Genomic DNA, 12,310 nt, shown 5'->3' with positions numbered 1-12,310 from the left:
GTTGCTGAGGCGGCGTCCGGTGGCGGGAGAGACCGGCCCCCGGCCGGCGCTTCCGTCGCCCGTCCCCGCCTCGGACCCGGAACATCGGGCGCCCTGAGTGCGAGACGGCGGCGGACCATCGGCCGCGATGGCCGGAACAGGAACGGGAGGAACACCATGTCCGATCAGTTGACCCCCCCTCGCCCACCGCAGGGTGAGGCCACGAACACGGCTTCCGGTTCCGCCGGTGAGGCGCGGCGCAGCCAGCTGACGCCGGAGGCGCCCTCGCCGCAGCCTCCGCCCGAGAGCCCGCCGATCGACCCGCCCTCGCCCGAACCGCCACCGCCGGAGACGCCGCCGCGGGAGGACCCGCAGCCGCAGCCGACCCCGCCCAGCGCGCGCAAGCATTTCCCGGAAACCGAATACGGGACCGGTGAATGCGAGCCGCCGCCGCCGTCCAACAAGGCCTGACGGCGGAAGGGGTGGCCATACACCGTTGAAGGATGTTCGAGAGATGAATGACCTGACCGCCCCCCAGCGGACTTCGCCTGGTAGCTCCGCCCTGAAGACGCTGAGCGCCTATCTGCATGACAGCCATCGGGGCTACGATCAGGGCCGCCGGCTGACCTCCGACCGCTTCCTGCGCATCGAGTTCGCGGAGCTGGCGGAGCGGCGGGAGAAGATGGCGCAGGATCTCGACCGCCTGCTGCACCTCGAAGGAGGCGAGCCGCGCCGCTCGGGCAGCACGCTGGGCGCCGCGCATCGCGTCTTCCTCGACCTCAAGGGCAGCCTTTTCGGCCAGGGCCGCCGTCGGGTGCTGCGCGAGGTGGTGCGGGGCGAGGCGGCGCTCGAGGATGCCTATGACGAGGCCCTGGAAGCCGATCTGCCTCAGGAAGCCCGCGGATTGCTGCACCGCCAGCACCGCCAGGTCCGCGCCACGCGCGACCGCTACGCCGCCATGCTCGACGAGGATGAGGACAGCACGGTGGCGGCACCGGCGGTGCAGGGCCATGGTCTGATCGCCCGGTTCAACCGGCTGACGCAGCCGCTGACCAGCAATCCGATCCTCTCCGCCATTCTGGTGACGGCGGCCTCCGCCCTCACGGCCCGCCTGCTGACCGGTGGCCGCAGCCGCCGCCGCTGAGGCGATCCGGTATGGAGAAGAAGGAGGAGGGTGGCCGGGATCGCCGGCCGCCCTCCTTGCGTGTCAGGCCAGGAGATGCAACGAGAACAGGTCGCCGGCATCCGTCCAGACCGCCTCCGACCGCCATCCCGCCTCGCTCGCCAGCGCGATCATGTCCTCCGGCCGCCGCTTGTAGCTGCTCTCGGTGTGGATGGTCTCGCCCGCGCCGAAGGCGATCGGCACGCCCGCCACCGCCACCGACTGCGCCACCTGGCTCTCCAGATGCATCTCGATCCGGCTGTCCTCGGCGTTCCAGATGGCCCGGTGGCGGAAATGCCCGGGCTGGAAGCTGGCGGCGGCCTCCCGGTTGAGGCGGTGCAGCAGGTTCAGGTTGAAGGCGGCCGTGACGCCCGCGGCGTCGTCATAGGCGGGGATGAGGATCTCGGGCGACTTCGGCAGATCGACACCGAGCAGGAAGCGCGCTCCCTCCCCCAGCGTGGCCCGCGCCGTTCGCAGGAAGCGCAACGCCGCCTCGCGGTCGAGATTGCCGATGGTCGAGCCGGGGAAGAAGCCGAGCAGCGGCCGCGGCAGCGGCGGCAGGGCCAGCGGCTGCTGGAAGTCGCCCACGATCGGATGCAGCGCCAGCGCCGGGAAGCGGGACTGCATCGCCGCCACGGTGGCGGCCACCGCGCCCGCGGCGATGTCGAGCGGCACATAGGCGCGGGGCTGCTCCAGCGCCGCCAGCAGCAGCGCCGCCTTGGTCACCGATCCGGCGCCGTACTCGACCACCGCGGCGCCTGGCCCGATCCGTGCGCGCAGCTCCGGGCCGATGTCGCGCAGCAGGCCGAGCTCGGTGCGGGTGACGTAGTATTCCGGCAGGGTGGTGATGGCATCGAAGAGGCGGCAGCCTTCGGGGTCATAGAGGAGATGCGGCGGCAGCGTCTTGCGGGGCGCGCGCAGCCCACGCAGCGCCACCTCGGCGGTGGCCGGATCGAAGCGCGTCTGGCTCGTCGGCATATCCATCGGGCTAGCCCTCCTCTGCCAAGCGCAGGCCGGTGAACTGCCAGCGCCGGTCGGGATGGAAGAAGTTCCGGTAGGTGGGCCGCGCATGGCCGGGCGGTGTTGCCTGCGAGCCGCCCCGCAGCACCATGGTGTTGATCATGAACTTTCCATTGTACTCGCCGACGGCCCCCTCCGGCGGGCGGAACCCCGGATAGGGACGGTAGGCGCTGCCGGTCCACTCCCAGACGAAGCGCCCCGCATCTTCCAGCAGGCCGCGCCGCGCCGCGCCTTCCCATTCCTGCTCGGTGGGCAGACGCTTGCCGGCCCAGCGGGCGAAGGCATCCGCCTCGTACCAGCTCACGTGACGCACCGGCGCCAGGGGATCGAGCGGCCGCAGGCCGGCGGGGGTGAATTGCAGCCAGTGGCCGTCGTGGCGTTCCCAGTAGAGCGGCGCCTCCCAGCCCTGCTGCTGCGCCGCCGCCCATCCTTCCGACATCCAGAGCAGAGGCTTGCGGTATCCCCCCTCCGCCATGAAGGCGCACCATTCGGCGTTGCTGACGAGATGCGAGGCGATGCGCGAGCCGTTGAGCAGCACGTCATGGCACGGGCGCTCATTGTCGAAGGCGAAGCCCGTGTTCAGCGCCCCGATGCGGATGATCCCCGCCTCCAGCGGCCGCATGGCGGCGGCCTCGCGGGACAACGGCGCCGGCTCCCGCCAGTCCGGCGCCAGCGCGGGCCGCAGCGGATTGAAGGAGAAGGCGTGCAGCATGTCAGTGACCAGGAGCTCCTGGTGCTGCTGCTCATGCTGCAGGCCGAGCTCCACCATCTCCAGAAGCTCCGGCGAGGGCTCGCGCGCCAGGAGGCGCTCCATCGCCGCGTCCACATGCGCCCGGTAGGCCGCGACGGCGCCGGTCGGCGGACGGGTCAGCAGGCCGCGCTGCGGGCGCGCATGCCGGGGACCGACCTGCTCGTAGTAGCTGTTGAAGAGGAAGGAGAACTGCCGGTCGAACACCACGTAGCCCGGCAGGTGCGGCTGCAGCAGGAACTGCTCGAAGAACCAGGTGGTATGGGCCCGGTGCCACTTGGCTGGGCTCGCATCGGGCATGGACTGGACGCACTGGTCCTCGTCCGAGAGGCTGGCCGCGAGACGTTCGGTGTGGTCGCGGACCGCGCGCCAGCGCCGGTCGAGCGCGACGCCCTCCGCCTCGAGCGTCAACATGGCGGACACCGGCCGGATCGGGCCGGAACCAGTCCAGGGCTCGTCGACATTCCTTCCCCCCCCCTCTTCTCGTGCTCGTTTCTCGTGCTCCGGGGGCTAACGCAGCCCTTTCCGGGCGGTTTCCAGGCCCTTGCGGCACGGCCCAAGCTTCACGAAACTTGCATGCGACCCTGACGTTGCCGCCTCGAGCCAGCGCCACTCCGGATGCGGGCCGCGTGCCGCAACCCGGAGCCGGCCCCCAGAACCGGCAAAGAGGACCCGCCCTTGCCTGGAGCAGCTTTCCCCAAGGCCATCTACTACCTCAATCCGCTGGCCGCCGGCCCCCTGGAAGCATGGCCGGAGACGCTTGGGCGGATCGTCGATCTGGGCTTCGACAGCCTGGCCATCGCGCCCCCCTTCGAGCCCGGCGCGTCCGGCAACCTCTTCCTGACACGGGACCATGCCCGGCTGCATCCCGCCCTCGGCGGCGGCGAGGCCTTGCCGGCCCTGCGGCGCATGGCGGAGATGGCCGGCGTCCACAACCTCTCCCTGCTGCTCGACCTGGTCCCCGACCGCATGGCCGCCGAGGCCCCGGCGCTGCGCCAGGGCCTGGCGGCGGAGCGGCTGGAGGCCGGCGCGCCGCCCGATCCGCGCCGCGAGCCCGACATGCTGGGCGGCGCGCGGCTGCGCCCCTCCCCCGAGCTGGCGGGCTGGTGGCAGGACCGGCTGCGGGACTGGGCGGAGGCGGGTGTCGCCGGGTTCCGCTGTCTGCAGCCGGGCTGGGGAGGTGGCGCGTTCTGGCGATCGCTGATCGACACGCTGCGGCAATCGGCCCCGACGACGGGCTTCATCGCCTGGACCCCCGGCCTGCCGGTGGGCGAGGTGGAGGGGCTGAAGGATCTCGGCTTCGACCTGACTGTCTCCTCCCTACCGTGGTGGGACTTCCGCGCGGCCTGGTGGGGCGAGGAGGTTACGCGACTGGCGCGGATCGCGCCGTTGCTGACCATGCCCGAGGCGCCTTTCGCGCCCCGCATCGGCAGCCGCTTCGCCGATCGCCACGAGGCGGAGCTGGCGGCGCGGCGGGCCCTGGACTTCGCCGCCGGGGCGGGCAGCGCCTGGCTGATGCCGATGGGCTTCGAATGCGGCGACATCCATCATATGCGCCATGACGGCGGCGCGGCCCGGCATCTCGCCGAGCTGCTGGCTTCGCCCCGGATCGACCTGCGCGCCGCCGTGGCGGCCGCCAATGTGGAGAGGGCCCGCGAGCCGGCCGCCGCCACGCGGCTGCCGCCCGCCCTGCTCTCGGCGCCGGGCGCCCCCGTGGTGCTGCTGCGCCACGCCCCGCTGGCCGGCGATCCGCGGCCGGAACGCGCCCGGCAGGCCAGGCTCATGGTGGTGGCCAACCCCTCCCTGCGCCAGCCGGTCCGGCTGGGGGCCGGCCAGCTGACGGGCGCGTTGCCCCGCCCCGGCCGTCTGCCGGAAGATGTCCTGAACGAGACCGGCCAGCTTGTCCTGGCCGCGGGAGAAGTCCGCTGCATGCCGATCCATGATGTCGCGCCGGTGCGTTTGCCGATCGGCGACAGCACGCAATCCGCCCTGGCCGCGGCCGAGGCGCCGCGCATCGCCATCGAGAATGTCCTGCCGGCGGTGGATGGCGGGCGCTTCCCGGTCAAGCGCAGCGTGGGGCAGCCCGTCACGGTGACGGCCGATATCTTCACCGACGGACACGGCAAGCTCTCGGCCAGCCTGTTCTGGCGCGCGGCCGACGGGGCGGAGTGGCAGGAGGTGCCGCTGGTCCTGACGGTCAACGACGTCTGGACCGCGACATTCGTGCCGGACCGGGTCGGCCGCTATTTCTTCACGGTCGAGGCCTGGGTCGATCACTACGCCGCCTTTTCCGACGAGATCGGCAAGAAGCACGCCGCGGGCGTCGATGTCGCGCTGGAGCGGCGCGAGGGCATGGCGCTGCTCGAGGCGGCGCAGCCGCGCCTGCAGGGTGAGGCGGCGGAGGCTCTCGCGGCGCTCGCCGCGCGCATCGCCGCGGCGGAGGACACCGAGGCGGTGACGCTCTTCACCGGCGCGGAGGCGCGGGCGCTGATGCACGCGGCCGATCCGCGCGACCATCGCCTGCGCCACACGCCCGTGCCGCTCGACGCCGAGCGGCGGGCGGCGGGCTTCTCCTCCTGGTACGAGATCTTCCCGCGTTCGCAGAGCGGCGACGCGACGCGCCACGGCACCTTCGACGACGTCATTCGCGCCCTGCCGCGCGTCCGCGACATGGGCTTCGACGTCCTCTACTTCCCGCCGATCCATCCGATCGGAAAGAAGAACCGCAAGGGGCGCAACAACACGCTGACTCCCGGCCCGGACGATCCAGGCAGCCCCTATGCCATCGGCTCGGAGGAGGGAGGGCATGACGCGGTGCATCCCGAGCTCGGCACCCTGGAGGATTTCCGCCGCCTCAGGGCCGCGGCGGCCGAGCACGAGCTGGAGCTGGCGCTCGACTTCGCCATCCAGTGCTCGCCCGACCATCCCTGGCTGCGCGAGCATCCCGAGTGGTTCGAGTGGCGGCCGGACGGCTCGATCCGCTACGCCGAGAACCCGCCGAAGAAGTACGAGGACATCGTCAACGTCGATTTCTACAAGCCCGGCGCCATTCCCTCGCTATGGATCACGCTGCGCGACGTCGTGCTGTTCTGGGTGGCGGAGGGCGTCAAGCTGTTCCGCGTCGACAACCCGCACACCAAGCCCCTGCCCTTCTGGGAGTGGATGATCGCCGAGGTGCGGTCGCGCGACCCCGAGGTGGTCTTCCTCTCCGAGGCCTTCACACGCCCCAAGGTGATGTACCGCCTGGCCAAGGTCGGCTATTCGCAGTCCTACACCTACTTCACCTGGCGCAACTCGGCCTGGGAGATGCGCCAGTACCTGGAGGAGCTGAACGAGGCGCCGCAGCGCGACTTCTTCCGCCCGCATTTCTTCGTCAACACGCCGGACATCAACCCGGTCTTCCTGCAGCATTCGGGCCGACCGGGGCATCTGATCCGCGCCGCGCTGGCGGCGACGCTTTCGGGACTGTGGGGTGTCTACAACGGCTTTGAGCTCTGCGAGGCCCGGCCCGTGAAGCCCGGCAAGGAGGAGTACCTCGACAGCGAGAAATACGAGATCAAGGTCTGGGACTACGACCGGCCGGGCAACATCACCCGCGAGATCACCGCCCTGAACCGCATCCGGCGCGCCAACCCGGCGCTGCAGACGCATCTCGGCGTGACCTTCCTGGCCTCGAATCACGAAGGCATCCTGTACTATGTGAAAGCGACGCCCGACCTTTCCAACGTGGTTCTCGTGGCGGTCTCGATGGACCCCCATCAGCCGTTGGAGAGCCATGTGGAGCTGCCGCAATGGGTGATGGGGCTGCCTTCGGGCGCGGCCCTGCTCGCCGAGAACCTGATGCAGGGCGGCAGCGAGGTCTGGAGCGGGACCCACCGCTTCCTCCGCCTCGACCCGCACGCCCTGCCCTTCGCCATCTGGCGCCTGAGCGCCGCCGACAAGGCCTGATCCATGCCGTCCAACGACAAGCCGCACCATCCGGCGGACCCGCTCTGGTACAAGGATGCGGTGATCTACCAGCTGCACATCAAGTCCTTCTTCGACTCCAACAATGACGGGGTCGGGGACCTTCCGGGCCTGATCGCGAAGCTGGACTACATCGCAGCCCTCGGTGTGGATGCCATCTGGCTGCTGCCCTTCTATCCTTCGCCCCGGCGCGACGACGGCTACGACATCGCCGAGTACAAGGCGGTGCACCCCGAATACGGCACGATGCGCGACATCCGCCGCTTCATCGAGGAAGTGCATGCACGGGGCATGCGCGTCATCACCGAGCTGGTCATCAACCACACCTCGGACCAGCATCCCTGGTTCCAGCGCGCCCGCCGCGCCAAGCCGGGATCGGCGCACCGCAACTATTACGTCTGGTCGGACACCGACAAGAAGTACGACGGCACCCGCATCATCTTCCTCGACACGGAAAAGTCGAACTGGACCTGGGATCCGGTGGCCGGTGCCTATTTCTGGCACCGTTTCTACAGCCATCAGCCCGACCTGAACTTCGACAATCCGCAGGTGATGAAGGAGGTGCTCTCCGTCATGCGCTTCTGGCTCGATGCCGGGGTCGACGGGCTGCGGCTGGACGCCATCCCCTACCTGATCGAGCGCGACGGCACCAACAACGAGAACCTGCCGGAGACGCATGTCGTCCTGAAGCAGATCCGCGCCGCGCTGGACGAGCACGCGCCCGGCCGCATGCTGCTGGCCGAGGCCAACCAGTGGCCGGAGGACACGCAGCAGTACTTCGGCGATGGCGACGAATGCCACATGGCCTTCCACTTTCCGCTGATGCCCCGCATGTACATGGCGATGGCGCAGGAGGACCGCTTCCCGATCACCGACATCCTGCGGCAGACCCCGGACATTCCCGAGAACTGCCAATGGGCGATCTTCCTGCGCAACCACGACGAGCTGACGCTGGAGATGGTGACCGACAAGGAGCGGGACTACCTCTGGGAGACCTATGCCTCCGACCGGCGGGCGCGAATCAATCTCGGCATTCGCCGCCGTCTCTCGCCGTTGCTGGAGCATGACCGGCGCCGCATCGAGCTGATGAACTCGCTGCTGCTCTCCATGCCTGGCACGCCGGTGATGTACTATGGCGACGAGATCGGCATGGGCGACAACATCCATCTCGGCGACCGCGACGGCGTGCGCACGCCGATGCAGTGGTCGCCCGACCGCAACGGCGGCTTCTCGCGCGCCAATCCCGCCAGCCTGGTTCTGCCGGTCATCATGGACCCGGTCTATGGCTATGAGGCGGTGAATGTCGAGGCGCAGTCGGCCGACCCGCACTCGCTGCTGAACTGGACGCGGCGCATGCTGACGGTGCGCCGCCGCCACCGGGCCTTCGGCCGCGGCAGCTTCGGCTATCTCTATCCCGGCAACCGCAAGATCCTCGCCTATCTCCGCGAGCATGACGGCGAAACCATCCTCTGCGTCTGCAACCTCTCCCGCACGGCCCAGGCGGTGGAACTCGACCTCTCCGCCTATGCCGGCCGCGTGCCGGTGGAACTGGTGGGCGGCTCGACCTTCCCGCCCATCGGCCAGCTCACCTACCTGCTCACCCTGCCGCCCTACGGCTTCTACTGGTTCATCCTGGCAACGGAGGCCGCCATGCCGAGCTGGCACGCGCCCGCGCCCGAGGTCATGACCGAGCTGTCCACGCTGGTCCTGCGTGGCGGTCTGGCCGAGGCCCTGGCTCCCGCTCCTCGTCGGATCCTGGAGCAGGAGGCGCTGCCGCAATACCTCGCCAAGCGGCGCTGGTTCGCCGGCAAGAACGGGCCCAGGATCGAGCCGCACCTGGCCTTCGCCGAGGCCCTGGCCGGCCGCACGGTGGAGGTGCTGCTGGCCGAGGTCGAGGTGGCCGAGGAGGCCGGCATGGCGCGCTACCAGCTGCCGCTCGGCATCGCCTGGGAGGATCAGAACCTTCCCGTGCTGACGCAGCAGCTCGCCCTGGCCCGCGTCCGCCGCGGCCGGCGCGTCGGCGTGCTGACCGATGCCTTCGCGCTGGACGCGCTGCCCTGGGGCGTGCTGCGCGGCCTGGCGGAGAAGGCGGTGATGCCGCTGCAGGAAGGCGAGATCCGCTTCCTGCCGACCTCGCTCTTCGATCTCGCCGCCATCCCGCCCGACGCCGAGATCCGCCGCCTCTCCTCGGAGCAGTCCAACTCCTCGCTCATCATCGGCGATCAGGCGGCGCTCAAGCTGGTCCGCCGCATCACCGAGGGCATCAGTCCCGAGACGGAGATGACGCGCCACCTGACCGAGCTCGGCTTCGCGCAGACCGCGCCGCTCCTGGGCGAGGTGGTGCGGGTGACGCCGGATGGCGTGCCGCGCACCCTGGTCGTGGTGCAGGGCTTCGTGCGCAACCAGGGCGATGGCTGGGGATGGACCATCGAGTTCCTCAACCGCGCCATCAGCGAGATGGCGCTGACGGAGGTGACGATCGGCGAGCAGGACGAGGTCTTCGCCGGCTACACCTCCTTCGCCGCGGCGCTCGGCCGGCGCCTGGCCGAGATGCACGCCCTGCTCGCGCAGGACAGCGAGAACGAGGCCTTCCGCCCGGAAGTCGCCGGCGAGAAGGATGGCAAGGCCTGGGCGCGGGGGGCGCGGAGCCAGGTCGAGGCGGCGCTGAAGGCGATCGGCGGCGCGCGGACGTGGGACAAGCCCGAGGACGCGGAGATCGCCGCCCGCCTGACGGGTGCCCGGTCGGAGATCCTGGCCGCGGTGGATCGGCTGGCCGCCGCCGCCGACGGGGCGCTGAAGACGCGCATCCATGGCGACTTCCATCTCGGCCAGGTGCTGGTGACGCAGGGCGATGCCTGCATCATCGACTTCGAGGGTGAACCGGCCAAGTCGCTGGAGCAGCGCCGCGCCAAGACCTCGCCGCTGCGCGACGTGGCGGGCCTGCTGCGGTCCTTCGACTATGTCGTCGCCACGGCGCAGCCGAACCACGGCACGGCGACGGACGAGAGCGCGGGGCGCCATGGCGCCTTGCTGGAGGTCTTCCGCAACCGCGCCGCGGCGGCCTTCCTCGACGCCTACCGCGCGGTGCATGCGAAGACACCCCGCCCCTGGGTGGCGCCGGAAGCGGAGGCGGCGCTGCTCGACCTCTTCCTGCTCGAGAAGGCGGCCTACGAGGTCTGCTACGAGGCCGCCAACCGCCCTGGCTGGCTCCCCATCCCGATGCGCGGGATGAACGACATGATGACCCGGCTGACGGGAAAGGATGCGCCGCATGACTGAGACGGACCTTCATCCCGACGCCCTGCGTGCCCTGCTGGACGGCCGGCACGGCGATCCCTTCGCCGTGCTCGGCCCCCATGACACGGCCTCCGGCCGCATCCTGCGCGTCCTTCTCCCCGGGGCGCTGGCCGTGACGGCGGAGGGCGAGGGCGAGGCGGTGTCCCTGCATCCGGTGGCGGAGGGTCTGTTCGAGGGCCGTTGCCCGGCAGGGTCCTACCGCCTGCGGATCCAGTGGCGCGAGGCCGTGCAGGTCACGGAGGACCCCTATGCCTTCCCTCCCCTCCTCGGCGAGCTTGACCTGCATCTGCTGAGCGAAGGCGCGCATCGCGATATCGGTCACTGCCTGGGTGCCCACCCGACGGTGATCGAGGGCGTGCCGGGCGTGCGCTTCGCCGTCTGGGCCCCGAACGCGCGCCGGGTCTCCGTCGTGGGCACGTTCAACAGCTGGGACGGGCGGCGCCATCCCATGCGCCTACGGCATGAGGCCGGCGTCTGGGAGATCTTCATCCCGCGCCTGGAGCCGGGCGCCATCTACAAGTACGAGCTGCTGGACCCCAATGGCAGCGTGCTGCCGCTGAAGGCCGATCCTGTGGCCTGGCGCACCGAGGCGCCGCCGGCCACCGGCTCGATCGTCGCCGATACCGGCGCGATCTGCGCCCTGCGCACCCCGCCTCCGCAGCAGGACCCGGCCGACCTGCCGATCTCGGTCTACGAGGTGCATGCCGGCTCGTGGATGCGCGGCGACGGCAACCGCGAGCTGGGCTGGGAGGAGCTGGGCGACCGGCTGATCCCCTACGTCACCGGCATGGGCTTCACCCATGTCGAGTTCCTGCCGATCATGTCGCACCCCTTCGGCGGCTCCTGGGGCTATCAGCCGCTGGGCCAGTATGCGCCGCACGCGCCCTTCGGTCCGCCGGAGCATTTCGCACGGCTCGTCGAGCGCTGCCATGAGGCGGGGCTTGGCGTCATCCTGGACTGGGTGCCGGCGCATTTCCCGACCGACGCGCACGGCATGGCGCATTTCGACGGCACCGCGCTCTACGAGCATGCCGACCCGCGCGAGGGCTTCCACCAGGACTGGAACACGCTGATCTACAACCTCGGCCGGCGGGAGGTGCGGAACTTCCTGATCGGCAGCGCACTGCACTGGCTGGAGACCTATGGCATCGATGCCCTGCGCGTCGATGCCGTGGCCTCCATGCTCTACCGCGACTACAGCCGGGCGCAGGGTGAGTGGGTCCCGAACATCCATGGCGGGCGCGAGAACCTGGAATCGATCTCCTTCCTGCAGGAACTGTCGGCGATCATCGCCGAGCGCTGTCCCGGCAAGCTGCTGATCGCCGAGGAATCCACCGCCTTCCCCGGGGTCACGCGCAAGGCCCGCGACGGCGGACTGGGCTTCGACTTCAAGTGGAACATGGGCTGGATGCACGACACGCTCCACTACATGGAGCAGGATCCGGTCTACCGGCAGTACCAGCATGGCGGCATGACCTTCGGCATCGTCTATGCCTATTCCGAACGCTTCATGCTGCCGCTCTCGCATGACGAGGTGGTGCACGGGAAGGGTTCGCTGATCCGCAAGATGCCCGGCGACGACTGGCAGAAATTCGCCAACCTGCGGGCCTACCTGTCCTTCATGTGGACCCACCCGGGCAAGAAGCTGCTGTTCATGGGCGGCGAGTTCGGCCAGTGGCGGGAGTGGAACCACGACACCTCGCTCGACTGGCACCTGCTGGACGAGCCCCGCCATGCCGGGCTGCAGCGGCTGGTGCGCGACCTCAACGGTCTCTACCGGGAGCATCCCGCCCTGCACGCGCTGGATTGCGACCCGGCGGGCTTCCGCTGGGTGGTGCTAGACGACAGTCAGAACAGCGTCTTCGCCTTCCTGCGCCTCGGCCCCGAGGGCAGCGCGCCGATGCTGGTCGTCTGCAACTTCACGCCCGTGCCACGCCAGGGATACCGCCTGGGGGCTCCCCTTGGCGGCGCCTGGGCGGAGGTCTTCAACTCCGACGCGGCTGTTTATGGTGGCGCGAATGGCGGGAATGGCGGCATGGTTCACGCAACCGCGGAACCCTGCCACGGGCTGGACCACAGCCTGGCGCTCGAGCTTCCCGGCCTGTCCACCCTGGTGCTGACACCGATGGAGCGTTGAA

7 protein-coding genes are annotated in these 12,310 nt (G+C 70.1%); 5 read left to right on the top strand and 2 right to left on the bottom strand.

The features are described from left to right. The first annotated feature begins 156 nt into the window (after positions 1-156). Positions 157-450 (top strand): hypothetical protein, encoded by a 294-nt coding sequence (locus ACF3NH_RS13125; protein WP_422923390.1) that lies wholly within the window; start codon positions 157-159, stop codon positions 448-450. Positions 451-493: 43 nt separating this feature from the next. Next, complete coding sequence (locus ACF3NH_RS13120) at positions 494-1,123, top strand: PA2169 family four-helix-bundle protein (RefSeq protein ID WP_422923388.1); 630 nt, start codon at positions 494-496, stop codon at positions 1,121-1,123. Between the two features lie 63 nt (positions 1,124-1,186). On the opposite strand, the gene egtD is transcribed toward ACF3NH_RS13120, so the two are convergent. Together egtD and egtB are read right to left on the bottom strand one after the other, a co-directional pair. Next, positions 1,187-2,125, bottom strand: a complete 939-nt coding sequence (egtD, locus tag ACF3NH_RS13115) for an L-histidine N(alpha)-methyltransferase (RefSeq protein ID WP_422923386.1) — start codon at positions 2,123-2,125, stop codon at positions 1,187-1,189. 4 nt (positions 2,126-2,129) lie between these two features. Beyond that, the gene (gene egtB / locus ACF3NH_RS13110) at positions 2,130-3,323 is read right to left on the bottom strand and encodes an ergothioneine biosynthesis protein EgtB (RefSeq protein ID WP_422923384.1); all 1,194 of its coding nucleotides are present in this window, start codon (positions 3,321-3,323) and stop codon (positions 2,130-2,132) included. 264 nt (positions 3,324-3,587) lie between these two features. On the opposite strand from egtB, the gene ACF3NH_RS13105 reads away from it, so the two are divergent. The 3 genes from ACF3NH_RS13105 to glgB are packed head-to-tail and all read left to right on the top strand — an operon-like array spanning position 3,588 to position 12,309. Next, positions 3,588-6,857, top strand: a complete 3,270-nt coding sequence (locus ACF3NH_RS13105; RefSeq protein WP_422923382.1) for a maltotransferase domain-containing protein — start codon at positions 3,588-3,590, stop codon at positions 6,855-6,857. A gap of 3 nt (positions 6,858-6,860) precedes the next feature. Continuing rightward, complete coding sequence (gene treS / locus ACF3NH_RS13100) at positions 6,861-10,154, top strand: maltose alpha-D-glucosyltransferase (protein ID WP_422923380.1); 3,294 nt, start codon at positions 6,861-6,863, stop codon at positions 10,152-10,154. Continuing rightward, complete coding sequence (gene glgB / locus ACF3NH_RS13095) at positions 10,147-12,309, top strand: 1,4-alpha-glucan branching protein GlgB (protein ID WP_422923378.1); 2,163 nt, start codon at positions 10,147-10,149, stop codon at positions 12,307-12,309. Before treS ends, glgB begins: the two co-directional genes overlap by 8 nt. Position 12,310 lies beyond the last annotated feature (1 nt).

It is taken from the genome of Pseudoroseomonas sp. WGS1072 (assembly GCF_049340465.1).
Taxonomy (GTDB): domain Bacteria; phylum Pseudomonadota; class Alphaproteobacteria; order Acetobacterales; family Acetobacteraceae; genus Pseudoroseomonas.
The sequence above is the reverse complement of the archived record's forward strand: the minus strand, read 5'-3'. Positions and strand labels throughout refer to the sequence as shown.